We start from the raw sequence: 24,145 nt of genomic DNA on the forward strand, positions 1-24,145 counted from the left end.
AAGATGCGCCGTTGCGGTGTCGGGTGGTATGAGCCAAGCTTCCTCATCTCCGACCATGCGAGCAGCCGTCATGACAGAAACCGCCTGGAACAGACTTTCCGCCGCAGCGCTTCGCGCGCTCGCGGCGCGATCGTACTGTTGCCGGTGGCCTCGACCGAGCAGCATGGTCCGCATCTGCCGACGGGCGTTGACGACTTCCTGTGCAGCGAGGTCTGCCGTCGCACCGCGCTGGAGCTGGCTCCAGACTATCCCATCGTGGTCGCGCCGACCGTCTGGTGCGGGCTCGCCGACCATCACGTTCCGTTCGGCGGCACCTTCACCCTCGGTCTCTCCACCTACCACGCCGTGCTCAGGGACCTGTGTCGCTCGATCCTGAATGCCGGCTTCCGCCGCATCGTGATCGTCAACGGCCATGGCGGCAACATCCAGGCGCTGGCCACCCTCACCGGCGAACTGACGCGCGAGCTCAATGCGCCGATCGCGACGACGACCTATTTCATGGAAGGGCGCGAGGTGATGGCCGAGGTCCTCGAGGATCAGGAGGGCGTGATGCATGCCTGCGAAGCCGAGACCTCGATGATGATGGTGGTTCATCCCGGCCTCGTCGATGCGGCGAGGCTCGACGCGGCCTTTGGGCCGAGCTTCGACATCATGGGCTCGCTGGTGCCGTCGCTGAAAATGTTCAGATCGTTCGCCGACATCACCACCTCCGGCGTCGCAGGCGATGCGCGCAAGGCATCTGCTGCAAAGGGCGAGAAGCTGCTCGCCGGCTGCGCGGCGGCGCTGGCGGCGCGATTGCGGGCGGGCGAGCCATGGTCTACTGCAACAACTCCGCCGCCAGCCGCAAGATGACAGCGACGCAGAGCATCATCCCGGGAAGCCCGCCGCAGGCAGGCGTTTCGGATGATGGGCCGCAAACGATACGTCCACCGGTTTAATCATAGACGGCAAGCTCAGCCGCGTTCCGCGGAAGCGGCGAGACTCGGAGCCCCGATCGCGTCGACGCAACCGGCGAGACTCCGGCTCGCGTTGCGCACCTCGTTTCGAAACGTCTTCGCCAGATTCGACAGCGGCCTTGCCTCGGACCACAGCACATAGGCCGACACCGTGGTGCAGGGCGTGAACGGCCGGACCACGAGATCATGCCCGCCCTGACGCGGCGAGAACGGATCGACCACGGCGACACCGACGCCGGTCGAAGCCAGCACGCAGGCCGTGTTGCAGTAACGCACTTCGACGGTCGGCTGGAAGTCCGCATCGGCTTGCCGGAAGCTCTCGCGCACGGCTTCGCCGAGGCGGGTGCCGCGTTCGAGGCCGATCAGCGGGAACCCGGCGAGATCCCGCGCTGAAATCACGTCGTGGTCCGCAAGTGGATGCCGGGCCGGCATCACGCACACCATTTCGCCGGTGTGCACGACCTCATGGGCGATCCCGGGATGGTCAGACAGTCCGAGCGCGAAGCCGAGCTCGGCGACATTGCCGAGCACGCCCTCGATGATGCCCTCGTAGCGCCTGACGTCGAAGAACATCCGCGTCTGCGGCCGGCGCCGCAGGAAGCCCGACAAGGTCGGCGGGATGATGCTGTAGGCGAGCGGCGGCGTGGCGACGATCGACAGATGACCCGTCTTCTGCTCGCGCAGGTCACGCACGCGGTTTTCCAGCCGGGCATGCAAGGTGAAGATCGCCTCGCTCTCCTCATAGAGCGTCATCGCCTCGGGTGTCGGGAACAGCCGGTTGTTGACGCGCTCGAACAGCGTGAAGCCGGCCTGGGCCTCCATCGCCTTGAGCGCGTTGCTGATCGCGGGCTGCGACAGCGCCAGCTCTTCGGCGGCGGCGACGGTGGTGTGATGGCGGATGACGGCCCGCAGGATCTCCAGCTGGCGCAGGTTCATGACATGGTCGCCCTATAAGCCCCGGTGATGGTCTTGGCCAAAATATCATAGCGCGCGGCTGTGTGGGCAGATTGCAAATCCCGCGCCGCTTTCGCCAAATGATCCCTTCTTCCAGTGCGCGCATCCAGGCGGCGTTCCGCCTGATCGTTCGGCATGGCGCACAGATCGGAGGCACTATTGAGCCGTATCTTCCGCGCCGCCGCCGCCCAGATGGGACCGACCCAGCGCGCCGACAGCCGGACGCACACGCTGTCCCGCATGATTGCGCTGCTGGATCAGGCCGCCAGCCAGGGCGCGAAGCTGGTGGTTTTCCCCGAGCTCGCCTTCACGACGTTCTTTCCGCGATGGATCCTCGAAGACGAGGCGCTCGACGACCATTTCGAGCGGTCGATGCCAAACCCGGCCGTCGCCGCGCTGTTCGACCGGGCGCGAGCGCTGGGTGTCGGCTTCTATGTCGGCTATGCCGAGCTGACGCCGGACGGACGCCGATTCAACAGCTCCATCCTGGTCGATCCCGACGGCGAGATCATCAGCAAATATCGCAAGGTGCATCTGCCGGGCTCGGTCGAGCCGCGGCCGGGCGCCAGGTATCAGCAGTTGGAGAAGCGCTATTTCGGCTACGGCGATCTCGGCTTTCCGGCGGTGCGCGCCGGCCGCGAATGGGGCGGCGCGATCATGGGGATGATGATCTGCAACGACCGGCGCTGGCCGGAATCGTGGCGCGTGCTCGGGCTCCAGGGCGTGGAGCTGGTCTGCGTCGGCTACAATTCCGCGGCCTACGATCCGAATGGCGGCAACACCGAGGATGCCTCGCTGCGCACCTTCCATTCCACGCTGGTGGCGCAGGCCAACGCCTACATGAACGCGACCTGGGCGATCGCGGTCGCCAAGGCGGGCGACGAGGACGGCAGCGGGCTGATCGGCGGCTCCTGTATCGTCGATCCCAATGGCTGCATCGTGGCGAAGGCGACGACGCTCGCCGATGAGGTCATCGTCGCCGACATCGACCTCGATCTGTGCCGCCAGGGCAAGGACAAGATGTTCAACTTCGCGGCGCATCGCCGGCCGGATCAGTACAAGGTCGTCACCGAGCGCGCCGGCGTGGTCGAGCCGGTCGCGGTCGATTAGCCGTTCACATGGGGGAGTGTCGCAGGATGCGCCGTTCGTCGTTCGCAGGTTTCGTCATCCTCGCCTCGCTTGCTCCGGCGGGAGCCGCGGAGCTGCCCGCCGAGATCAAGCAGGCTGGCGTGCTCAAGCTCACGGTCAACTCGACCTACGCGCCGATGGAATATCACGACCCCGCCACCAACGAGCTGAAGGGACTCGACATCGACCTGGCCAACGAGCTGGCGAAGCGGCTTGGCGTCAAGATCGTCTGGAGCGAGACGCCGTTCGCCGAGCTGATCCCATCGCTGCAGACCAGGCGCGCCGACTTCATCATCTCCGGCATCTCCGATCGCGCCTCGCGGCGCGAGACCGCCGACTTCGTCGACTATCTGGTCACAGGCCCGCAATTCTTCGTGCTGGCGGAGAGCGATGCCAAGGTCGCGACCGATCTGTGCGGCAGGAAGATCGGCACCACGCGCTCGACCAGCTTCCCGCAGGAGATCGAGAAATGGAGCAAGGCGGTCTGCGAGGCCGCCGGCAAGCCGGCGGCGCAATATGTGCCGGGGGAGAACTCGATCGATGTCCGCAACCAGCTGAAGCAGGGCCGCATCGAGGCCGCCGTGCAGGGCAGCGAAACCTTGCCCTATGCGCAGTCGCAGGAGGCCGGCAAGTATCGCATCGTCGGTGATCCCATCGCCTTCGGCTACCAGGGCATCATGTTCCGCAAGGATGATGCGGGGCTTCGCGAAGTCGTGACCGAGCAGATCAAGGCGATGATCGCCGACGGCAGCTACAAAGGCATTCTCGACAAATGGGGTCTCGGCGCCAATGCGGTGCGCGAGCCGATGCTCAACGCGGCGCCGCAATGAGCCGCGCCGACGTGCTGGCCGATGGCTTTCCCGACCTGTCGGCGCACAGGATCGCGCGCAAGGCGCATTGGGGCCGCTGGCTTACGGCTGCCGTCATCGTCGTGATCCTGCTGGCGATCGGCCGCGCCTTCGCCAGAGGCCAGATCGAATGGTCTTACGTCGAACGTTTCCTGACCGCGTCGGTGATCCTGCGCGGCATCGTCAACACCATGGTCATGGCTGTCGCGGCGATGGCGCTGGGCATCGCGCTCGGCGTGGTCGTCGCGATCATGCGGCTGTCGCCCAATCCGGTGCTGCGGTCGGTCGCCGCCGGCTACACCTGGCTGTTTCGCGGCACGCCGCTGATCCTGCAGCTGCTGCTGTGGTTCAACCTCGCGCTGGTGTTTCCGACCATCGGCATTCCCGGCCTGTGGAGCGCGCGCGCCGTCGACGTGATGACGCCGTTCCTGGCTGCGCTGCTCGGGCTCGGCATCAACCAGGGCGCCTACACCTCGGAGGTGATGCGGGCCGGGCTGCTGTCGGTCGACATCGGCCAATACGAGGCGGCGCAGGCGATCGGCATGGGACGGCTGCAGGCGCTGCGCCGGATCATCCTGCCGCAGGCGATGCGGGTGGTGATCCCGCCGCTCGGCAACGAGTTCATCGGTCTGGTCAAGGCGACCTCGCTCGCCAGCGTGATCCAGTACCCGGAGGTGCTGCACTCGGCCGAGAACATCTACTACGCCAATTCGCGCGTCATCGAGCTCCTGATCGTCGCCGGCCTCTGGTATCTGCTCGTGGTCTCGATCCTGACGCCGCTGCAGATGCTGCTCGAACGCCGTTTTGCCCGCGGCATCGCGCGGGGACGCTGATGACGCCGCTCGTCGCCATCCGTCAGGTCAGCAAGCGCTTCGGCGAATTCCAGGCGCTCAAACAAGTCTCGCTCGATGTGTTCGAGGGCGAGGTGGTCTGCATGATCGGGCAATCCGGCTCCGGCAAGACCACCTTGCTCCGTTGCGTCAACCAGCTGACCACGGCCGACAGCGGCGGCATCTGGCTCGACGGCGCGCTGCTCGGTTTCCGCGAGCAGGATGGCCGGCTGCATCGGCTGTCGGAGCGCGAGATCGCGCGGCAGCGCCTCGCCTGCGGCATGGTGTTCCAGCGCTTCAACCTGTTTCCGCACATGACGGCGCTGGAGAACGTCATCGAGGGGCCGGTGCAGGTGCAAAAGCGTGGACCGGCCGAAGCGAAGGACGAGGCCATGGCGCTGCTGCGGCGGGTGGGCCTCGCCGACAAGGCGGGCTCCTATCCATCGCAATTGTCGGGCGGCCAGCAGCAGCGCGTCGCCATTGCGCGCGCGCTCGCCATGAAGCCGCGGCTGGTGCTGTTTGATGAGCCGACCTCGGCGCTCGATCCCGAGCTGGTCGGCGAGGTGCTCAGCGTGATGAAGGAACTCGCGACATCGGGCATGACCATGCTGGTGGTGACGCATGAGCTCGGCTTCGCGCGGGAGGTCGCCGACCGGGTAGTCTACATGGATCAGGGTGTGATCGTGGAGAGCGGCCCGGCCCGTGAGGTGCTGCGCGCGCCGCGCGAGGCGAGAACAAAAGCATTTCTGGCAGCTGAAGTGGGGTGAGGTGATGGATTTGAAGTCGATCATGTTGGCTGGGTTCATGAGCACGGTCGTGGCGGGCGTGGCTCTCGCCGCCGAGCTGCCGGCCGAGATCAAGCAGAGCGGCCTGCGCATCGCGGTGGTGCCGAACTATCCGCCGATGGAGTTCAAGGATCCGGCCACCGCGACCCTGACCGGTTTCGACGTCGAGCTCGGCGAGGCCTTGGCCAAGAAGCTCGGCGTCAAGGCGGTGTGGCAGGAGACCAGCTTCGACCAGTTGATGCCGGGCCTCGCCACGCAGCGCTTCGACATCATCCTGACCGGCATGACCGACTACAAGAGCCGGCAGGACACCGCGACCTTCCTCGACTATCTGCGCAGCGGTCCGCGCTTCTTCGTCCAGGCGTCGCGCGCGGCCGAGCTCAAGGAGCCGGCCGCGCTGTGCGGCAAGAAGGTCGGCGCCAGCAGGCGCACGATGTTCCCCAAGGACATCGCCGCCTGGAGCGAGAAGAACTGCGGCGCGAGCCCGATTCAGTTCGTCGGCACGGAAGGCTCGGCCGATGCGCGGACACAGCTCAAGCAGGGCCGCATTGACGCCGCCGTGCAGGGCAACGAGACCTTGCCCTACATCATGGATCTCGAGCCGAACACCTATGTGCCGGTCGGCACGCCGATCGCCTACCAATATACGGGGCTGGCGACGCCGGTGAAGGCGGAGGAGCTGCGCGAGGCCTTGCGCGCCGCGCTGGAGGGCCTGATCGCCGACGGCAGCTACAAGGCGCTGCTGGCCAAGTGGAAGCTCAGCGACAATGGAATCGAGAAGGTGCTGATCAATGCTGGACAGTAAGGCGCTCGCAGGCATTCCGCTCATTCCCGCCAACACCGCGCCGCCGGCGCCGGACTATCCATGGCCTGCACCGTATCACGCGGCCATGTTCCTGTCGTTCGACATCGACGCCGAGAGCGCCTGGACCTCGAAGGATCCCGCGCACGCCGCGCGTCTGGTGACGATGAGCTTCGGTGGCTTCGAGGCGCGCGTCGGCACGCCGAAACTGCTCGAGCTGCTCGCCGAGCTCGATCTCAAGGCGACGTTCTTCATCACCGGCTGGGCGGTCGATGCGCATCCGGCGATGGCGGAAGCGGTGCTGAAGGCGGGGCACGAGATCGGCCATCACGGCTATCACCATCTGCTGCCGGATCCCGGCGATCCCTTCATCATCGAGGAGATCGAGCGCGGCTTCGAGGCGATCCAGCGCCGGCTCGGCGTCCGGCCGATCGGCTACCGTGCGCCGTTCGGCGAGTTCTGCGAGGAGCTGCTGACAGCGCTGGTGCGCCAGGGCATCGTCTATACCTCGTCGTTCCGCGATGACGTCAGGCCGTATCGCCATCGCCTCGCGGACGGCAAGCCGGGCACGATCGAGATCCCGGTGACCGCGAGCTATGACGACTGGATGCACGGCCTGTCGGCGCGGTTCTCGCAGCGCTCGATCTTTCCGAAAGAGCATGTGCTGTCGATGTGGAAGGACGAGCTGGACGAAGTCCGCGATTGGGGCGCGATGGTGACCACCGTGCTGCATCCGCAGGTCTCTGGGCGGCCAATGCGTTTCCGCCTGTTGCGCGAGTTCCTGACCTACGCGAAGTCTTGCCGGGACGTGTGGATCACGACCGGGGCCGAGATCGCGGCGAACTATCAGCGTCATGAGGCGGCGGAAGCGAAGGACGCATGAGCACGACCGCGATCTTCGGCAGCTACGTGCTGACGCGCAAGGACGGCGCGCAGGACGTGCTGCGCGATCAGTGGGTGCTGGTCGAGGGCAGGCGCATCGCTGCCGTGACGCGCGATCGGCCGGCGGCGGACGAGGTGTTCGATCGTCCGGGCCGCTTCGTGCTGCCGGGCCTGTTGAACCTGCACAACCACATCTTCAGCGAGGCGATCGCACGCACGCTCACCGAGGACGGCAACGGCCGGCGCAACAACAAGAGCATCGTCTACACGGTGCTGCTGCCGCTGTCCAAGCGCGGGGCCGAGATCCTCTCGGTGGAGGAGCGGCTGGCGATCGGCCGCATGGGGGTGCTGCAGCTCCTGAAGGGCGGCGCCACCACGGTCATGGAGCCGTTCCGCAACACGATTCCGGAGCTGTTCGATGCGGCTCTCGAGATGGGCCTGCGCTTCTATGGCGCGCCCTATCTGTTCTCGACATCAGATGCCAAGGCGGATGCCTCTGGCGTCGTGACTTACGCCGGCGATGACGGCGAGGCCGACATGGCGGTCTGGAATGCGCTCCACCAGCGCTGGCACGGCCAGGGCGACGGTCGCATTCGTCTCGCGATGAGCCCGCACGCGACCGATACTTGCGGACCGGATCTGTTGCGCGCGGCTGCGAGCCGGGCGCACGAGCTCGACATTCCCATCACGACGCACATGGCGCAGAGCGCAGGCGAGGTCGCGACCATCGCGCAGCGCTACGACGGCCGCACCCCGGCCGAATATCTCGATTGGCTCGGCCTGCTTGGTCCCGATCTGCTGGCCGCGCATTGCCACGCCTCGACCGATGCGGACCTTGCACTGATGGCGGCGCGTGGTGCCGGCGTGCTGAACTGCCCGCGCGTCTTCGCACGCGCCGGCGTCACCGCCGCCTTCGGCCGCTTCGCCGCGCATGGCGTACGCACGGCGGTCGGCACCGACGGCTACAACATGGACCTGCTCGGCGAGCTCAACGCGGCATCGATGATCTCGAAGATCGCGCTGGGAAGCGCCGAGACCGCGAGCGCGCCGGAACTGATCGACGCGGTCACGGCGACCGCCGCCGCGATGATCAAGCGGCCTGATCTGGGCGTAATAGCACAGGGTGCGACCGCCGATCTCACCGTCGTCGACATGACCCATCCGCATCTCCAGCCGCTGCACGATCCCCGCCGCGGCCTGATCGCCCTCGCCAACCGCGCCAACATCGACCAGGTGATGGTCGACGGCCGGCTGCTGATCCACGACGGTCGCTATCTCCACGGCAACGAGGCGGCCATCATGGCCGCAGGTACTGCTGCGATCGAGAGGATCTGGGCGCTGCCGGAGGCGCAGGCCGCGTTCGCTGGCTGACCGCTGCTACCTCGTGCCGTAGGCGCGGTCGCCGGCATCGCCCAGACCCGGCACGATGAAGGCGTCTTCGTCGAGGCCCTCGTCGATCGCGGCGGTCCACAGCGCAACATCTGGATGCAGGCCGCGCACGCGCTCGACGCCTTCGGGGGCGGCGATCATGCAGACCATGCGGATGTCCTTGGCGCCGCGCTCCTTGAGCCGGTCGACCGCGGCGACCGCGCTGTTGCCGGTCGCGAGCACCGGCGTGACGACGACGGCCAGGCGCTCCTGCAGGTCGGACGGCGCCTTGAAGAAGTACTCGACGGCGGTGAAGGTCTGCGGCTCGCGGTAGAGGCCGATATGGGCAACGCGCGCGGTCGGCACCAGGTCGAGCATGCCGTCGACGAAGGTGACGCCGGCGCGCAGCACCGGCACGAACACCAGCTTCTTGCCGGCGATCTTGGCCGACTGCATCCGCGCCAGCGGCGTCTCGATCTCGACCTCCGTGAGCGGCAGGTCGCGCGTGACCTCGTAGCACAGGAGCATGCCGATCTCCTTGAGCAGCTCGCGAAACGACTTGGTCGAGATCGACTTGTCGCGGATCAAGGTCAGCTTGTGCTGCACCAGGGGATGATCGACGACCGTGACGCCTTCCATGGCTTTCATCTCCGAAGCGTAGGGTGGGCAAAGGCGCGAAGCGCCGCGCCCACCTGATATTAGCTCAGCTTGGAATGGTGGGCACGCTGCGCTTTGCCCACCCTACAGGCACTTCATCAGTTTCGTCATTGCGAGCGGAGCGACGAAGCAATCCAGACTTCCTTCCTGGCCCTGGATTGCTTCCGCCGTCGCCCTTCGGGCTATGGCGGACAAGTCGCTTCGTTCGCAATGACGGAGGCGCAAGATCGATGAGTTTAACCTCAAGCCCCCTTAAAACACCGTGCCGTCGCTGATGATGGTCAGCGGCGGCGAGCCGTCCGGGCGGCGGGCGAAGGCGAGCTTGCGGCCGGCGGCCCAGCTGCCGCCTTCGAGGATTCGCGCCAGCGGCAGCTGCTCCGCGGTCTGGCCGGTGCGCTGACGGATCAGCAAGGTCAGACGGTCGAGCAGGGCGACGGTCAGCGCGCGCCATTCCACCACCAGCGGCGAGTCGACTGCATGGGCGCGCGCGGCATCGGCAGGGTCGCGCAGCACCAGCACGCCGCCATCGACGAACAGGCCGCCATTGCGGTATTCGGCAAGGCCAGTGAGGCCGTCGATGTTCTCGACCACCAGGCCCGCGCGCTGCAACGGTTCGATCAGCGAATAGCTCAGCCATTGCGATAGCTTGTGCAGCGGGACGAGGTTGCTGATGCCATCGTCAGTCGGCAGTGACGGATGACGCCAGCAGTCCCCGAGGCTGGTGCCGTTCAGCAGGATGCGCGAGGGCCAGATCCGGCCGAACTGACGCAACACCGATTGCAGGATCGCGTCTGCCTGAATGCGGCCGTCCTCAGCACGCGCGGCGAGGTCATCGAACAAGCCGCCAGGTCTTGGCGTATCACGATTTGGGAAGATGCTCCGATCGGAATGGGGATTGACGACGACGCCCAGCCTTCGCAGCAATTCGACCCGGCCTTCGAGCCCGACCAGCGGATTGTCGGCACCGACCTGAAAGCCGCGTTCGAGATCGCCGACGGTGAGCTGCTTCAGCTTCGCCGCATCGGCCCGCAGCGGATCGCTCGCGTCGGCCGAAAACGCGCCGCTTGCGAACATGTCGAGGCTGGCCAGCGCCAGTCCCTCGGAGCGGCCGATACGCGTGTCGCTTATGACATCATGGTAACGCCACGCCGCGCCGGCGCCCGCGTCGAGCAGCACGCTGGTGATGGCGAGATCGAACTCGGCGCGCGCCCGTGAAGCCGCATTTGGCCAATTCACTTTGTCGGCGATCGCAGCCCAGCGATCGACGCCGCCGACCACGAAATGCCGCCAGCGCGAGTGGAACGGCACCTCGCCATCGGGATAGGCCTTGCGGGTCACATCGAGCACGAGGTCGGCGATCGCATCGAGCTTGCCGACCTCGACCCGAAAATGCGGCAGCTTGTCGGCGAGACCGAGCACAAGCATCTGATGCGCCCGCTCGCGCACTGCGCGGGCTGAGAGGAGATAGGCGACGTCGTCCATGATCTCGGGCTTCGCTCAGTATTTCTCGAGCGGTCGGCCGACGGTGTCGCCGAGCGCTTCGGGCTTCTGCGGCTCCAGCGAGAAATAGCCGGCCGCCTTCTTGGCCGCGATCTCGACATGGGCGTCGGCGGGAATCAGCTCGTCCGGGATCGGCACGCGCTCGACGATATCGACGCCTTGGCCCACCAGCGCGTCATGCTTCATGTCGCTCATCGAGATGAAGCGGTCGATGCGTTTGATGCCGAGCCAGTGGATGACGTCGGGCATCAACTGCTGGAAGCGCGCATCCTGCACGCCGGCGACGCATTCGGTGCGCTCGAAATAGGCCGCCGCGGCGTCGCCGTCCTCCTGGCGCTTGCGCGCATTGTAGACCAGGAACTTCGTCACCTCGCCGAGGGCGCGGCCTTCCTTGCGATTGTAGACGATGATGCCGAGGCCGCCGTTCTGCCCGGCCGCAACGCATTCCTCGATGCCATGGATCAGATAGGGGCGGCAGGTGCAGATGTCGGAGCCGAACACGTCCGAGCCGTTGCACTCGTCATGCACGCGACATGTGATCTTCGTCCGGCTGTCATTGAGCTTGTCGACGTCGCCGAACAGATAGACCGTGGTGCCACCGATCGGCGGCAGGAACACCTGCAGGTCGGGCCGGGTCACCAGCTCCGGATACATGCCGCCGGTCTGCTCGAACAGGCCGCGGCGCAGATTGGTCTCGCTGGTGCCGAAGCGCGCGGCCACGCCGGGCAGGTACCACACCGGGTCGATCGCGATCTTCACCACAGACACGCTGCCATTGGCATGCACGACGTCGCCATCATGAACGAGGCGCTTGGCCGCGAGCGCCGCATGCAGCTCCGGCAGCTCGATGCGCGCCTTGGTCACGGCGATCGTCGGCCGGATATCGATTCCTTCCGCGATCTCGCCGCCGAAATTCTCGGCGACCAAATGGCCCCAGGGATCGAGCGCGACGATCTTCGCCGGATCGCGCCACTGCGCGAACGGGCCGATGGTGGCGGCGGGATGGGTGTTGGTGAGATCCGGACGACGGATCGGATCGAGCGCACCAGATGATACCGCGAGCGCGCGGTAGACCGTGTAGGAGCCGCCATGGCTGCCGATCACGTTGCGGTCCTGCGGACGCGACACCGTGCCGATGATCGGGCCGCGCTCGCGCGCGCTCTCGGCGCCCCAGTGGAGCGGGAAATTGTGCTTGGCGCCTGGCACCGGGTGCGAGGTCAGGCGAATGTGATCCGTACGGTTGGAGCGAGTCATCGGACAGCTACCCCCAAAACGGCAACGGCCCGCCTTGACGACGGGCCTGAGCAGAACGAGTTCACGTTTTCCATGCATCTATATAGCAGTTTTTCCCCCGCAAACAAGTGGTTCCCGGCGGCCGTCTATTTGTAAACGAATGGTATCGACCGCTGGCCGCGCGTTGCGGCGGACGGGCCTTGGCATGGTGCTTGCCTTTTCGCAGCCGGGCCGCCAGCTTGGCGCGCGTATGGAATCCCTGGCGGCAGCATGGACCTGATCATTCGCAACGCGGTGCTGGCGCAGCAGGGCGAACTGCGCCGCGCCGATATCGGAATTTCCGATGGTGTCATCGCGGCGATCGCGCCGTCGCTGCCAGCCGACGGCGCGGAGCGCGACGCGGAGAATTGCCTCGTCGTTCCCGGCTTCATCGAGACGCACATCCATCTCGACAAGACTTGCATCCTCGACCGCTGCACCATCCGCGACGGGACAGTCGCCGAGGCGGTGCGCGAGACCGCGGCCGCGAAGCGCAACTTCACCGCTGATGATGTCTACGCGCGAGCGAAGCAGACGGTGGAGCGCTGCGTCAGCCATGGCACGATGCGCATGCGCACCCATGTCGAGCTCGATCCCGGCATCGGCTTCATCGGCTTCGAGGCGATCCGGCGGCTCGCGCAGGATTATGCCTGGGCGCTCGATCTCGAGATCTGCGTGTTTCCGCAGGAAGGCCTCACCAACTATGCCGGCACCGAGGAGCTGCTGATCGAAGGCCTGCGCCGCGGCGCGCGAACCGTCGGCGCCGCCCCGTATTTCGACACCGACCCGCCGGCGCAGATCGACCGCATCTTCGCGATCGCGCGCGAGCACGACGTCGACATCGATATGCATCTCGATCTCGCCGAGACGCTCGATCACATGCAGATCGAATATGTCTGCCGCAAGACCGAGGAGTATGGCTGGGGCGGCCGCGTCGCCGTCGGTCACGTCACGCAGCTGTCGCTGCTGCCGCCGGAGCGCTTCAAAGCGATCGCCGCGCAATTGGCCAATGCCGGGGTCGCCGTCACCGTGCTGCCGTCGACCGACCTGCATCTGATGGGCCGCCGCCACGATCATGCGATCCCGCGCGGCGTGGTCCCCCTGGAGCCGCTACGCGCTGCGGGTGTGACCTGCTCGCTCTCGACCAACAACGTGCTCAACCCGTTCACGCCCTATGGCGACGGCTCGCTGATCCGCATGGCCAATCTCTATGCCAATGTCTGTCACGTCTCGCGTCCCGATCATCTGGCCGGCTGCCTCGACATGGTGACGCATGATGCGGCGAAGCTGATGCGTCTCGCCGACTATGGCATCAGGGTCGGCGCGCCGGCCGATCTGGTCTGCATCGATGCGTCGACGCCGACCGAGACGGTGGCGACCCTGGCGCAGCCGCTGTGGGGGCTGAAGCGCGGCCGCCCATCGTTCTCGCGGACGCGGCCCGTGCTGCATCGGCCGGGGTGACGCCAGAGTTAGAATAGGAGACCAACCATGCGCGTGATCAACGTTGCCGCCGCCCAGATGGGGCCGATTCAGCGCGCCGACAGCCGCGAGGCGGTGGTGGCGCGCATGATCGCACTGCTGGACGAGGCCAAGCGCCGGGGGGCCGATCTCATCGTCTATCCAGAGCTGGCGCTGACGACGTTCTTTCCGCGCTGGTACATGGAGAATCAGGTGGAGGTCGATAGCTGGTTCGAGCTGATGATGCCGAACGCCGCCGTGCAGCCGCTGTTCGATCGCGCGGCGCAGCATGGTATGGCGATGTATCTCGGCTATGCCGAGCTGACGCCGGATGGGCACTACTACAACACCGCCATCCTCACGGATCGCAGCAGCACCATCGTCGGCAAGTACCGCAAGGTGCATCTGCCCGGCCACGAGGAGTTCGAACCGGAGCGCAGCCACCAGCATCTGGAGAAGCGCTATTTTGAGCCGGGTGATCTCGGCTTTCCGGTGTGGCGCGATCTCGGCGGCATCATCGGCATGGCGATCTGCAACGACCGCCGCTGGCCGGAGACCTATCGCGTGATGGGCCTGCAGGACGTCGAGCTGGTGCTGATTGGCTACAATACGCCGTCGGTGAACTCATTGAAGAGCGCCGAGGGCCTGCAGCAGCGCCTGTTTCACAATCGCCTCTCGGCGCAGGCCGGCGCCTATCAGAACTCGTGCTGGGTGGTGGCGGTCGCCAAAGCCGGCGTCGAGGACGGCCATCACCTGATCGGTGGCAGCTTGATCGTCAATCCCGACGGCGAGATCGTCGCGGAAGCCGCGACGGAAGGGGACGAGGTGCTGGTCGTGCCGTGCGATCTCGATGCGACGCGGTTCGGCAAGCAGACGATCTTCGACTTCGCAAGGCATCGGCGGATCGAGCATTACGGGCTGATCACCAGCCGCACGGGCGCGGTGCCGCCGGAGTGAACAACGAGTTTTTTAGCTGCCGGAGCTAAGCAGATCGCAGTTATTGTGCTCGATTCCAGCGACGACAATGGTGTCGTCCCGGCGAACGCCGGGACCCATACCGCGGAAGCTATCGAGGAACGTGACTGTTAGTTGCCTGCCTCACCGCAACCGGTGGTTATAGGTCCCGGCTCAAGGCGGGGACGACAGCCGTGTGTGAGGCGACCGGTCGGGCAGATCAGCGAATGCAGAGCGCAAGGCTCAGCGCCACTCACCCGGCAAACGCCACCGCGCCGAGCGCCATCGTCACCGCAGCCTGGGTCGGATCGATCACCGGAATCCCCAGCGCCTCCTCTAAGCTCTTCCGGTGCCGCGCCATGCCGGCGCAACCCATCACGATGGCGCCGGCGCCGTCCTCGTCCTTCAGCGCGCGGCCGACCGCGATCATCTTCGCCAAGGTGCCTTCACCTGACGCCGTCTCCGCCACGGTCATGTCCAACGGCCGTTCCGCGGCCAACCGATCCATCAAGCCCATCTGGCGGAGATAGCGGATGTGGCGGCGGATCGAGCGCTGCGCGATGGCGAGCACGCCGAACGTATCGGCGCGGGTCAGCGCGGTGAGCACGCCGCATTCGGCGATGCCGAGCACCGGCCGTGCCGTGGCCTCGCGGCAGACATGCAGGCCAGGGTCGCTGTAGCAGGCGATCACGAACGCGCTGGACGCGTTGTCGCCCTCGACGAAACGCCGCAGCGGCAGGGTGACGCTGTCGGCATCCTTCTGGCTCTCGATGCCGTATGGACCTTCCTTCAAGGTCTCGCAGACGATCTCCGGCCCGTCGGCGAACATCAGCGGCTTGAGCGCCGCCGCCAAGCCGTCGGTGACCACCTGGTTGGAGTTCGGATTGATCACGGTGATGCGCGGGCGGGACATGGGAGCTACCTGCTTCTTCAGTGTTGACGGCGCGTGACAGGCAACCACTATGCCATGGCTGACGCAATGGGGCCGATGCGGTCACCGCGCGTCCACGGCGTTCCATCTGGCAGAACTAGGAGATCGCGATGACCGAGCCGGACTATGACCTGATCATCCGGGGCGGGCGCGTCGCCACCACCACCGATACGTTCGAGGCCGATGTCGCCATCACAGGCGAGACCATCGCGGCGATCGGCCGCGGGCTCGGCCCGGCCAAGCGCGAGATCGACGCGCGCGGCAAATATGTGCTGCCCGGCGGCGTCGACAGCCATTGCCATATCGAGCAGCTCTCGGCGGCAGGGATCGTCAATGCCGACACCTTCGAGAGCGCGACCACGTCGGCCGCCTTCGGTGGCACCACGTCCGTGATCTCCTTCGCGGCCCAGCATGTCGGCATGCAGTTGCCGCAGGTGGTCGAGGACTATCACGCGCTGGCGCGCAAGGGTGCCGTGATCGACTACGCGTTCCACATGATCGTCGCCGATCCGACCAGGGAGACGCTGGAGCGGGACCTGCCGGCGCTGATCCGCCAGGGCCACGGCTCGATCAAGATCTTCATGACCTACGACCGGCTCAAGATCGACGATGAGCCGCTGCTCGACATTCTCGTCGCCGCGCGCGAGGGCGGCGCCATGCTGTGCGCGCACGCCGAGAACCATGGCATCATCTCCTGGATGGTGAAGCGGCTGCTGTCGCGCGGCTATACCGCGCCGAAATACCACGCCATCAGCCACGCCCGCTTCTCCGAGGCCGAGGCGTTCAACCGCCTGATCGGCATGGCCGCCCTCGTCGATCAGCCGATCATGATCTTCCACGTCTCGACCGCGGAAGGTGCGAAAGTGATCCGGGATGCGCGCGGGCAGGGGCTGAAGGTGTTTGCGGAGACCTGTCCGCAATACCTGTTCATGACAGCCGAGGATCTCGACAAGCCCGGCATCGAGGGTGCGAAGTGGATGTGCAGTCCGCCGCCGCGCCGCGCGCCCGATCAGGAGGCGCTGTGGCAGGCGCTGTCGCTCGGCGACCTGCAGACGATCTCTTCCGATCACGCGCCGTATCGGTTCGACGAGACCGGCAAGCTGCGCGCCGGCCCCAACCCCAACTTCAAGCAGATTGCCAACGGCCTGCCGGGCCTGGAACTGCGGCTGCCGCTCTTGTTCGACGCGATGGTGTCGAAGGGGCGGCTGGGCCTCAACAAGTTCGTCGAGCTCACGGCGACGGCGCCGGCCAAGATCTACAATCTGCATCCGAGAAAGGGCGCGATCGCGATCGGCGCCGATGCCGACATCGCGCTGTGGGATCCGGACAAGCACGTCACGATCAGCGATGCCGCCATGCACGACCTCGCCGGCTACACGCCGTTTGCGGGGCGCAGCGCGCAGGGCTGGCCGGTGACCGTGCTGTCGCGCGGCCGCGTCATCGTTGACGGCGGCAGACTGTCGGCCCAGCCCGGCTCCGGCCAGTTCCTCGCCCGCAGCGGCGGCGACGCTGCGAAGCCGACGGGGCGCCTGGTCGCGGATATGGACCCGGAGCAGAATTTTGGGGCGAAGCTGCTCTAGGCGCGAAGAGCTGTTGGAGTAGCTGATCATGTCGACGCGGTCGCTCCGCTGTCCGCCGTCCTGCCCGGGCTCGATCCGGGCATCCACGTGCTTCCCGGGATGCCGCCGGACGTGGATGGCCGGGACGGCGCTAGGCCATGATGTGGGGAGAGAGCTGAATGCCCTTCGTCGATCGCTGTCCACGCGAGGACCTCTTTGATGCATGTCCTGATCTTCGGCGGCGCCGGCTTCGTCGGGCTCAACATTGCGCAAGGCCTGCTGGCGCGCGGCCATGCCGCGACGATCTTTGACGCAGCAGGTTTGCCGGCGGCAGCGCAGCGCGCCCTTGCGCCGTATCGCGCGCGTCTGCACCTGGTGCAGGGCGACGTCACCGATGCGAGCGCTGTGGCGGCCGCGATCGGCAATGGTTGCGATGCCGTCGTGCTCGGCGCCGCGATCACTGCCGGGCCCGAGCGCGATGCGGCTGACCCGGCGCGCATCCTCGCGGTCAATCTGCTTGCGCAGGTGCCGATCCTGCAGGCGGCGCGCGGCAGCGGCATCCGCCGCGTCATCAACCTGTCCTCGGCGGCGTCCTATGGCGCCAGCGGTCAGCGCTTTGCCGTGCTGGAGGAGACCACACCGTGCGAGCCCGTGTCGCTCTATGCGATCACCAAGTTCGCCTCCGAGCGCGTCGCGGCGCGGCTGTCGGACCTGTGGCAAACCGACGTGATCAGCGTGCGCCTGTCGGCCGTGTTCGGCCCGTTCGAGCGCGGCGGCGGCGTGCGCGACACGCCATCGCCGCAGGCGCTGATCGCGGCCTGTTGCGCGCGCAATGCGCCGGCGCTGCTGAACGAGCCGGGCGACAAGGACTGGGTCTATGCGGTCGACGTCGCCGACGCCGTCTGCCGGTTGCTGGAAGCCGAGAGGCCGCAGCACACGCTCTACAACATCTCCAGCACAGCCACGTTTACCGCCGAGGCCTGGGGTCGCGCCTTCGCGCAAGGCCGCTCCGGTTTCGTCTGCCGGCTCGCGGAGCAGGGCGAGGCGCCGACGGTGCCGGTGTTTGCTTCGAACCGCGGCCGGCTGTCGACGACGCGACTGGCCGAGGAGTTCGGCTGGCGCGCTCGCTTCGACTGCGCGGCATCGGCCGAGCATTTCGGCCGCTGGTTCGATCAGTACGGGAGAGACTGAGATGAGGCTCAAGGCGAAGGTCGCGGTCGTCACCGGCGGCGGCTCCGGCATCGGCCGCGCCAGCGCCGTCATGTTCGCGCGCGAGGGCGCTTATGTTGCGCTGGTCGACCGCGACGCGGCAGGCGCGGAGGAAACCCTGTTGCTCCTGGCCAAGGCCGGAGGCCAGGGCCGCGTGTATGTCGGCGATGTCGGCGAAGCGGATTTTGCAAAGGCGACGGTCGAGAGCGTGGCAGCCGCGCGCGGCAGGCTGGATGTGCTGATGACCGCTGCCGGCTTCTCCTGCGGCGGCACCGTGGTCACGACCGATCCTATGGATTGGGACGCGGTGTTCCGCACCAATGTCGGCGGCACCTGGCTGTGGGCCAAGGTCGCGGTGCCGATCATGCAGAAGCAGAAGGCCGGATCGATCATCACCGTGGCGTCGCAGCTTGCGGTCGCCGGCGGCAAAGGCAACAGCGCCTATATCGCCGCCAAGGGCGCGATCATCAGCCTGACCCGCACCATCGCGGTGGACTTCGCCGCCGATGGCATCCGCGTCAATGCGCTGGCGCCGGGCGCGATCGACACGCCGCTGCTGCGCCGGAGCTTTGCGCGCCACGCCGATCCCGAGCCGGTGCGCGAGGCCTCGCGCCAGCGCCACGCCATGAAGCGTTTTGGCGCGGCAGACGAGGTCGCGGCCGCCGCGCTGTTCCTCGCCAGCGACGAGGCGTCGTTCACGACCGGCATCGTGCTGCCGGTCGATGGCGGTTGGCTGGCGGCTTAGCTCAACGCCTCGCAGTGCCGGATTTCCGATCGCGCCCGCGCAAAATGTCCGCAAGCGCGGCCGCGTTGCGAGACAGTGGCTCGAAGCGTGGCGTCAGGAGATACGCGCGCATCGGAACCTTCGGTGCGAGTGGCCGTGCCGCGAGGTCGGGCCAGGCGCGGCCGCGCAGCACGAATTCGTCGACCACGGCAAGGCCCGCGCCGGCGCGGGCCATGGCGCAGGCGTCGGGCGTGTAGCGCACGATGGTGGTCGGCTCCGGGCCGTCGGCGAGGGCCGATGTGACGATGTGGCCATAAGGCGTCTGCGGGCCGAAGCCGACCAGCGGATAGGGCAGCATGTCCTTCGGCCTTATGCTGCGCAGCTTCGCCAGGGCATGATTGGCCGGCATGATTACGTGCAGCGCGCCCTCCGCGATCGTCTCGACCGCGACTGTCGGCTCGTCGACCGGCAGCACGGTGATGCCGAGATCGGCGCGGGCTGTGCCGACGCGGCTGACGATCTCCAGCAGGGTCAGCGACTCGAACTCGACGCGCAGATCGGGAAAGCGGTCGCGCAGCCGCGCCAGCGCCTCCGGCACCATGCTGTGTCCCGCGCTCGGGCTCGCCACCACGCGGATCGTCCCGGTGCCGCCCGCGCGCAACTCGTCGGCGAGATCGTTGATGCGCGCGACGCCGCGATGGACGTGCTCGACCTCGGCGAACAGCCGCTTGGCCTCCGGCGTCGGCTGCACCCGGCCGCTGATGCGCTCGAACAGCTTGAGCTTGAGGCCATCCTCGGTATAGGCCAGCAGCCGGCTGATCGCGGGCTGCGACACTGACAGCAGCCGCGCAGCGCCGCTGATCGAGCCTGTCATCATAATGGCGCGGAACACCTCGATCTGGCGCAGATTGAGCGGCATGCGACCTCTTGTCTCGCTGCGGATGGCTGTCGATTCTAGCTGCCGCTGCCGTCCCATAACAAGCTGTTATGGGCGGCGGACAAATCGGTATGGTCGGCTCCAGACTCGCTTTGCTAAGCTTCGCTCGCCGGGTGACATGACTGATGGAGAGAGCGTGAGCGACAGCGAGCGTGTCGATCGCGATTGCGCGTGTTTCATCCGGTGGCCGGCATGAGCGACGGTCTCGCCGCGCTGACGGCCCAGGTCCGCAGCGATCTTGCCAGGATCGCGCATCCCAGCATGCCATGGTTGACGCCTGTCATCGGTCCCGATGGCCGACCTGCGCGCGATGTGCTGATCGTCGGCGGCGGCCAATCGGGTCTTGCCACCGCCTTCGCGCTGCTGCGCTCCCGCGTCAGCAACATTCTCGTGCTCGACAAGGCCGAAGCTGGCCGCGAAGGACCGTGGCTCAGCTATGCGCGCATGCCGACCCTGCGCAGCCCGAAAGATTTCACCGGACCGGATCTCGACATACCCTGTCTGACCTATCAGGCGTGGCACGAGGCGAAGTTCGGCGGCGAGAGCTGGCGCAATCTTGACCTGATTCCGCGCGAATATTGGGCAGACTATCTCGCCTGGTATCGCGAGGTGCTCGACCTTCCCGTGCGCAACGGCTGCGAAGTCGTCGATATCGCGCCGGCCGCTGATGGACTGCTGCAGGCGACCGTGCGCAGCAAGGATGGTGAGGCGACGATCTACGCCCGCAAGATCGTGCTGGCGACCGGGCAGGAGGGGATGGGCGACTGGAGCATTCCGGAGCCGCTGCGCGATCTGCCCGCAACGCGCGGCGCCCATTCCGGCGCCGAGATCGATTTCGACAGCTTGCGCGGCCGCCGCGTCGCCGTGATCGGCGCCGGTGCCTCGGCGTTCGACAATGCGGCGGCTGCACTCGAAGCCGGTGCGGCGCGCGTCGATCTGCTATGCCGCCGCACGGAAATCCAGCTGATCCAGCCCTATCGCTGGCTGACGTTCCGCGGTTTCCTGCGGCATTTCTCCGAGCTCGACGACGTCTGGCGCTGGCGTTTCATGCGCGCGGTCCTCGAGTTGCGCGAGGGCTTTCCGCAGCACACCTATGATCGCTGCGCCCGTCATGCCGCGTTCCATCTACACGAGGGCGCGCCGATCGTGGCCGCGTGCGAGACGTCCGACGGGGTCGTGCTGCGGACACCGCAAGACGAAGTCACAGTCGATTTCGTAGTCAGCGCGACGGGCATCTCGATGGACTTCGCAAAGCGTCCGGAGCTGCAGCGCTTTGCCGCCAACATCGCACGCTGGTGCGATCGCTACACGCCCGACGCCAGCGAGCGCAACGACCGGCTCGGCGCCTTTCCCTATCTCGCCGACGACTATGCGCTGTGCGAGCGTGTGGCTGGCGCAACGCCGTGGATCCGCGACGTCCATGTTTTCGCCATTGCCTCGACGATGAGCTTCGGCGCGTCGGGTTCTTCCATCAATGCAATGACCACAGCGGTGCCGAAGCTCGTGCATGGGCTGACGCGCGGGTTGTTCAAGGCCGACATCGACAAGCATTGGGCCAGCTTCCAAGCCTACGATGTGAAGCAGGCCGAGGTGCGCCGTGGCACGTGAATTGCTGCTGCGCTTCCATCTGATGCGCTTCCATCTGATGCGCTTGCGTCGCCGGTGACCGCTGGCAGGGTATTTCAGTCCCGGATTTTGAGACCAATGAGGGAGCAAAGGCGATGAGTTTCGAGATGTCCAAACGTTCGTTGTTCGCTGCGACCGCCTTGCTCGCGGTGATGCTGGCTGCGCCATCGGCGCATGCGCAGAGCCGCGCCGAGACTCTGCGCTATGTCACCGGTGCCACCGTCAACACGCTCGATCCGAACATTCCGGGCTCGACGCGCGAGGCCTTCGCGCTGTCGATGTCGAGCTACGACCGGCTGGTGTCGTTCGGTCGCAAGCAGCTCAATGGTAAGTGGGTGTTCGATCTCGACACGATCACCGGCGAGCTCGCTGAATCCTATCAGGTCAGCGCTGACGGTTTGAAGATCACCTTCAAGCTGCGCCCCGACGCCAAGTTCCAGGACGGCTCGCCGGTGACGGCCGAGGACGTCAAATGGTCGCTCGACCGCTGCGTCACCGCGCCAATCCTCGGCAAGGCGCAACTGCTGACGGGCTCGCTGACGTCGGCCGATCAGTTCAAGGTCATTGATCCCCTGACGTTCGAGGTGACCTTGCCGAAGCCGGACAAGCTGGCGCTGCCGAATCTCGCGACCGTCTATCCGATCATCATCAACTCCAAGCTGGCCAAGGCGCATGCGACGGCTGAAGATCCCTGGGCGCTGAACTGGACCAAGGAGAACGCGGCCGGCAGCGGCGCCTACATCGTCGAGACCTTCAAGCCCGGCGAGCAGGTCATCGCCAAGCGCAACGAGGCCTGGAATCGCGGCACGCCGGACAAGCCGGCGGCGTTCAAGCGCCTGATCATCCAGTCGGTGCCTGAACCGGCGACGCGCGCCAACCTCGTGGAACGCGGCGACGCCGACCTCGTCATCGACCTGCAGGCGAGCGACGTGCAGTCGCTCGAAGGCAAGGGCAAGCTGAAGGTGATCTCGACGCCGCAATACAATGCGGTGACCTTCATCTCGATGAACAACACCATCCCGCCGTTCGACAACGTCAATGTGCGTCGCGCCATCGCCTACGCGCTGCCCTATGACGACATGTTCAAGGCGGCCTTGTTCGGCCGCGGCGCGCCGCTCTACGGCGCGACCTGGGCCGACGGCAAGCCGCCGAGCGGCGGCTATCCGATCCCGCAGCCGATCAAGCTCGATCTGGAGAAGGCCAAGGCCTATCTGAAGGACGCCGGCATGGCGGACGGCTTCTCCACCACCTTCAGCTTCAATGTCGGCCAGGCCGCGACCGCCGAGCCGATGGCCGCTTTGGTCAAGGAATCGCTCGCCAAGATCGGCATCAAGGTCGACATCCAGAAGCTGCCGGATGCGCAGATGTCGACCGCGATCAACGAGAAGAAGCTGCCGTTCTTCACCGAGGGCATCGTCGCCTGGCTGCCCTCGACCGACTACTTCTATCGCAACTTCTACACCGGCAAGCAGCGCTGGAACTACTCCTCGACCGACAATGCCGAGCTGGAGAAGATCGCGCAGGAGGCGCGCTTCGAGGCCGACAAGGCGAAATATGAGGAGCAGGGGAAGGCGCTCAACGCCGTCCATTTCGACCAGATGTTTCAGATCCCAATCTGGCAGGCGGCGCAGGATGCGGTGATGCAGCCGACGGTGGATGGCTATGTCTACCAGTTCACGCGGCAGGTCGATTATCGTAACCTGAGCCGCAAGTAACGGGGACGGCTGATGACCATGGGCACGATCGGCGCAACCTTGGCTCGGGCGGGACGACGCTTCGTCTCGTCGCTGCCGGCGCTGTTCGGCGTCCTGGTGTTCACCTTTCTCTTGATGCGCGTGCTGCCGGGGGACCCGGCCGTGTTCTTTGCCTCCGGCCCCAATGCCGGCCAGGAGGAGATCGAGGTGATCCGCCGGCAGCTCGGGCTCGACAAGCCGCTGCCGAGCCAGCTCGCGATCTATCTGTACGACGTCGGCCGCGGCAATCTCGGCCGTTCGATGATGACCGGGCAGGCCGTTGCCAAGGACCTCAAGGAGCGGCTGCCGGCCTCGCTGGAGCTGACGTTGACCGCGTTGCTGATCGCGCTGGTCTCGGCGGTGCCGCTTGGCGTGCTCGCAGCGCTCCGGCCAGGGTCGCTGGTCGATCACGGCGTGCGGCTGTTCTGCTCGCTCGGCGTCTGCGTGCCGACCTTCGTCTCCGGTCTGCTGCTGATCTACGTGTTCTATTATCTGCTCGGCTTCGCGCCGGACCCCACGGGCCGCATCGACATCTTCGCCACGCTGCCGCCGCAGCGCACCGGTTTCCTGATCATCGATTTCCTGCTCGCCGGCGATTTCGAGGGCTGGTGGGCGGCGGCGCGGCAATTGATGCTGCCGGCGCTGACCATGGCGCTGTTCGTGATCGCGCCGCTGGCGCGGATCACCCGCGCCTCGATGCTGGTGTCGCTCGGCAGCGACTTCGTGCGCACCGCGCGCTCGGTCGGGCTGTCGTGGTGGCGCATCGTCGTCACCTATGCGCTGCGCAACGCGATCCTTCCGGTGATCACCATCGCAGGCATCGTATTCTCGACCATGCTCGGCGCCAACGTGCTGGTGGAGAAGGTGTTCTCCTGGCCGGGCGTCGCCTCCTACGCGCTCGATGCGCTGCTGGTGTCGGACTACGCGCCGGTGCAGGGCTTCGTGCTGCTGATGGCGACGATCTTCGTGATCGTCAATCTCCTGGTCGATGTGCTCTATGGCATCGCCGATCCCAGGGCGACAGTGGCGTGA

At 66.4% G+C, this 24,145-nt stretch carries 22 protein-coding genes; 16 read left to right on the plus strand and 6 right to left on the minus strand.

All coding sequences use genetic code 11. The features are described 5' to 3' along the window. The first annotated feature begins 144 nt into the window (after positions 1–144). Entirely contained in the window at positions 145–852 is a 708-nt protein-coding gene (locus QW881_RS08455; protein ID WP_315755499.1) for a creatininase family protein, read from the plus strand. Between the two features lie 101 nt (positions 853–953). Here QW881_RS08455 and QW881_RS08460 read toward each other — a convergent pair whose 3' ends face one another. Further along, on the minus strand, positions 954–1,892 hold the full coding sequence (locus QW881_RS08460) for a LysR family transcriptional regulator (protein ID WP_315755404.1): 939 nt from the start codon (positions 1,890–1,892) through the stop codon (positions 954–956). A gap of 153 nt (positions 1,893–2,045) precedes the next feature. Between QW881_RS08460 and QW881_RS08465 the strand changes: the two genes are divergently transcribed. The 7 genes from QW881_RS08465 to QW881_RS08495 are packed head-to-tail and all read left to right on the plus strand — an operon-like array spanning position 2,046 to position 8,556. After that, on the plus strand, positions 2,046–3,020 hold the full coding sequence (locus QW881_RS08465) for an N-carbamoyl-D-amino-acid hydrolase (protein ID WP_315755405.1): 975 nt from the start codon (positions 2,046–2,048) through the stop codon (positions 3,018–3,020). Between the two features lie 26 nt (positions 3,021–3,046). Next, on the plus strand, positions 3,047–3,868 hold the full coding sequence (locus QW881_RS08470; RefSeq protein ID WP_315755406.1) for an ABC transporter substrate-binding protein: 822 nt from the start codon (positions 3,047–3,049) through the stop codon (positions 3,866–3,868). Beyond that, on the plus strand, positions 3,865–4,719 hold the full coding sequence (locus QW881_RS08475; protein WP_315755407.1) for an amino acid ABC transporter permease: 855 nt from the start codon (positions 3,865–3,867) through the stop codon (positions 4,717–4,719). Before QW881_RS08470 ends, QW881_RS08475 begins: the two co-directional genes overlap by 4 nt. Further along, on the plus strand, positions 4,716–5,483 hold the full coding sequence (locus QW881_RS08480) for an amino acid ABC transporter ATP-binding protein (RefSeq protein ID WP_315755500.1): 768 nt from the start codon (positions 4,716–4,718) through the stop codon (positions 5,481–5,483). Before QW881_RS08475 ends, QW881_RS08480 begins: the two co-directional genes overlap by 4 nt. A gap of 4 nt (positions 5,484–5,487) precedes the next feature. After that, on the plus strand, positions 5,488–6,306 hold the full coding sequence (locus QW881_RS08485) for an ABC transporter substrate-binding protein (protein ID WP_409998959.1): 819 nt from the start codon (positions 5,488–5,490) through the stop codon (positions 6,304–6,306). Beyond that, complete coding sequence (locus QW881_RS08490; RefSeq protein WP_315755409.1) at positions 6,293–7,186, plus strand: polysaccharide deacetylase; 894 nt, start codon at positions 6,293–6,295, stop codon at positions 7,184–7,186. The genes QW881_RS08485 and QW881_RS08490 overlap by 14 nt, the downstream gene beginning before the upstream one ends. After that, positions 7,183–8,556: an amidohydrolase family protein gene (locus QW881_RS08495; RefSeq protein WP_315755410.1), complete on the plus strand. Its 1,374-nt coding sequence runs from the start codon at positions 7,183–7,185 to the stop codon at positions 8,554–8,556. The genes QW881_RS08490 and QW881_RS08495 overlap by 4 nt, the downstream gene beginning before the upstream one ends. A 6-nt stretch (positions 8,557–8,562) precedes the next feature. Here QW881_RS08495 and upp read toward each other — a convergent pair whose 3' ends face one another. From upp to QW881_RS08510, 3 genes are all read right to left on the minus strand, one after another. Continuing rightward, a complete protein-coding gene (gene upp, locus QW881_RS08500) occupies positions 8,563–9,192 on the minus strand; it encodes a uracil phosphoribosyltransferase (RefSeq protein ID WP_315755412.1) in 630 nt (209 codons plus the stop codon). Between the two features lie 270 nt (positions 9,193–9,462). Beyond that, positions 9,463–10,692 (minus strand): URC4/urg3 family protein, encoded by a 1,230-nt coding sequence (locus tag QW881_RS08505; RefSeq protein ID WP_316158212.1) that lies wholly within the window; start codon positions 10,690–10,692, stop codon positions 9,463–9,465. Positions 10,693–10,707: 15 nt separating this feature from the next. Beyond that, on the minus strand, positions 10,708–11,964 hold the full coding sequence (locus tag QW881_RS08510; RefSeq protein ID WP_315738494.1) for a GTP cyclohydrolase II: 1,257 nt from the start codon (positions 11,962–11,964) through the stop codon (positions 10,708–10,710). 249 nt (positions 11,965–12,213) lie between these two features. Between QW881_RS08510 and QW881_RS08515 the strand changes: the two genes are divergently transcribed. Both QW881_RS08515 and QW881_RS08520 read left to right on the plus strand, forming a co-directional pair. Continuing rightward, positions 12,214–13,443 carry an amidohydrolase family protein gene (locus tag QW881_RS08515; protein ID WP_315755414.1) on the plus strand — a complete coding sequence of 410 codons (1,230 nt, stop codon included), beginning with the start codon at positions 12,214–12,216 and terminating at the stop codon, positions 13,441–13,443. Positions 13,444–13,470: 27 nt separating this feature from the next. After that, entirely contained in the window at positions 13,471–14,397 is a 927-nt protein-coding gene (locus QW881_RS08520; protein WP_315755415.1) for an N-carbamoyl-D-amino-acid hydrolase, read from the plus strand. Between the two features lie 250 nt (positions 14,398–14,647). Here the strand turns inward: QW881_RS08520 and QW881_RS08525 are convergent, their stop codons facing one another. Then, positions 14,648–15,307, minus strand: a complete 660-nt coding sequence (locus QW881_RS08525) for an aspartate/glutamate racemase family protein (RefSeq protein WP_315755416.1) — start codon at positions 15,305–15,307, stop codon at positions 14,648–14,650. Between the two features lie 128 nt (positions 15,308–15,435). Here QW881_RS08525 and hydA point away from each other — a divergent pair, with 128 nt between their 5' ends. The 3 genes from hydA to QW881_RS08540 all read left to right on the plus strand — a co-directional run bounded on the left by hydA (position 15,436) and on the right by QW881_RS08540 (position 18,838). Then, the gene (gene hydA, locus QW881_RS08530) at positions 15,436–16,905 is read left to right on the plus strand and encodes a dihydropyrimidinase (protein WP_315755417.1); all 1,470 of its coding nucleotides are present in this window, start codon (positions 15,436–15,438) and stop codon (positions 16,903–16,905) included. A gap of 198 nt (positions 16,906–17,103) precedes the next feature. Continuing rightward, positions 17,104–18,075, plus strand: a complete 972-nt coding sequence (locus QW881_RS08535; protein ID WP_315755418.1) for an NAD(P)-dependent oxidoreductase — start codon at positions 17,104–17,106, stop codon at positions 18,073–18,075. A 1-nt stretch (position 18,076) separates the two neighbouring features. Next, positions 18,077–18,838, plus strand: coding sequence for an SDR family oxidoreductase (locus tag QW881_RS08540; RefSeq protein ID WP_315755419.1), 762 nt, complete (start codon positions 18,077–18,079; stop codon positions 18,836–18,838). Position 18,839: 1 nt separating this feature from the next. On the opposite strand, the gene QW881_RS08545 is transcribed toward QW881_RS08540, so the two are convergent. Then, positions 18,840–19,736 (minus strand): LysR family transcriptional regulator, encoded by an 897-nt coding sequence (locus QW881_RS08545; RefSeq protein WP_315755420.1) that lies wholly within the window; start codon positions 19,734–19,736, stop codon positions 18,840–18,842. A 210-nt stretch (positions 19,737–19,946) separates the two neighbouring features. Between QW881_RS08545 and QW881_RS08550 the strand changes: the two genes are divergently transcribed. The 3 genes from QW881_RS08550 (at position 19,947) to QW881_RS08560 (ending at position 24,145) form a co-directional block, all read left to right on the plus strand. After that, complete coding sequence (locus QW881_RS08550; RefSeq protein WP_315755422.1) at positions 19,947–21,362, plus strand: NAD(P)/FAD-dependent oxidoreductase; 1,416 nt, start codon at positions 19,947–19,949, stop codon at positions 21,360–21,362. A gap of 113 nt (positions 21,363–21,475) precedes the next feature. After that, complete coding sequence (locus QW881_RS08555; RefSeq protein ID WP_315755423.1) at positions 21,476–23,095, plus strand: ABC transporter substrate-binding protein; 1,620 nt, start codon at positions 21,476–21,478, stop codon at positions 23,093–23,095. An 18-nt stretch (positions 23,096–23,113) separates the two neighbouring features. After that, positions 23,114–24,145 carry an ABC transporter permease gene (locus QW881_RS08560; RefSeq protein WP_315755501.1) on the plus strand — a complete coding sequence of 344 codons (1,032 nt, stop codon included), beginning with the start codon at positions 23,114–23,116 and terminating at the stop codon, positions 24,143–24,145.

Source organism: Bradyrhizobium sp. SZCCHNS3016 (assembly GCF_032484535.1).
Taxonomy (GTDB): Bacteria; Pseudomonadota; Alphaproteobacteria; order Rhizobiales; family Xanthobacteraceae; genus Bradyrhizobium.

Coding starts and splice junctions, on each gene's coding strand:
- QW881_RS08460 (WP_315755404.1), bottom strand. CDS start 1,892: ATGAACCTGCGCCAGCTGGAGATCCTGCGGGCCGTCATCCGCCATCAC.
- QW881_RS08465 (WP_315755405.1), top strand. CDS start 2,046: ATGGCGCACAGATCGGAGGCACTATTGAGCCGTATCTTCCGCGCCGCC.
- QW881_RS08470 (WP_315755406.1), top strand. CDS start 3,047: ATGCGCCGTTCGTCGTTCGCAGGTTTCGTCATCCTCGCCTCGCTTGCT.
- QW881_RS08475 (WP_315755407.1), top strand. CDS start 3,865: ATGAGCCGCGCCGACGTGCTGGCCGATGGCTTTCCCGACCTGTCGGCG.
- QW881_RS08485 (WP_409998959.1), top strand. CDS start 5,488: ATGGATTTGAAGTCGATCATGTTGGCTGGGTTCATGAGCACGGTCGTG.
- QW881_RS08490 (WP_315755409.1), top strand. CDS start 6,293: ATGCTGGACAGTAAGGCGCTCGCAGGCATTCCGCTCATTCCCGCCAAC.
- QW881_RS08495 (WP_315755410.1), top strand. CDS start 7,183: ATGAGCACGACCGCGATCTTCGGCAGCTACGTGCTGACGCGCAAGGAC.
- upp (WP_315755412.1), bottom strand. CDS start 9,192: ATGGAAGGCGTCACGGTCGTCGATCATCCCCTGGTGCAGCACAAGCTG.
- QW881_RS08505 (WP_316158212.1), bottom strand. CDS start 10,692: ATGGACGACGTCGCCTATCTCCTCTCAGCCCGCGCAGTGCGCGAGCGG.
- QW881_RS08510 (WP_315738494.1), bottom strand. CDS start 11,964: ATGACTCGCTCCAACCGTACGGATCACATTCGCCTGACCTCGCACCCG.
- QW881_RS08515 (WP_315755414.1), top strand. CDS start 12,214: ATGGACCTGATCATTCGCAACGCGGTGCTGGCGCAGCAGGGCGAACTG.
- QW881_RS08520 (WP_315755415.1), top strand. CDS start 13,471: ATGCGCGTGATCAACGTTGCCGCCGCCCAGATGGGGCCGATTCAGCGC.
- QW881_RS08525 (WP_315755416.1), bottom strand. CDS start 15,307: ATGTCCCGCCCGCGCATCACCGTGATCAATCCGAACTCCAACCAGGTG.
- hydA (WP_315755417.1), top strand. CDS start 15,436: ATGACCGAGCCGGACTATGACCTGATCATCCGGGGCGGGCGCGTCGCC.
- QW881_RS08535 (WP_315755418.1), top strand. CDS start 17,104: ATGCATGTCCTGATCTTCGGCGGCGCCGGCTTCGTCGGGCTCAACATT.
- QW881_RS08540 (WP_315755419.1), top strand. CDS start 18,077: ATGAGGCTCAAGGCGAAGGTCGCGGTCGTCACCGGCGGCGGCTCCGGC.
- QW881_RS08545 (WP_315755420.1), bottom strand. CDS start 19,736: ATGCCGCTCAATCTGCGCCAGATCGAGGTGTTCCGCGCCATTATGATG.
- QW881_RS08550 (WP_315755422.1), top strand. CDS start 19,947: ATGAGCGACGGTCTCGCCGCGCTGACGGCCCAGGTCCGCAGCGATCTT.
- QW881_RS08555 (WP_315755423.1), top strand. CDS start 21,476: ATGAGTTTCGAGATGTCCAAACGTTCGTTGTTCGCTGCGACCGCCTTG.
- QW881_RS08560 (WP_315755501.1), top strand. CDS start 23,114: ATGGGCACGATCGGCGCAACCTTGGCTCGGGCGGGACGACGCTTCGTC.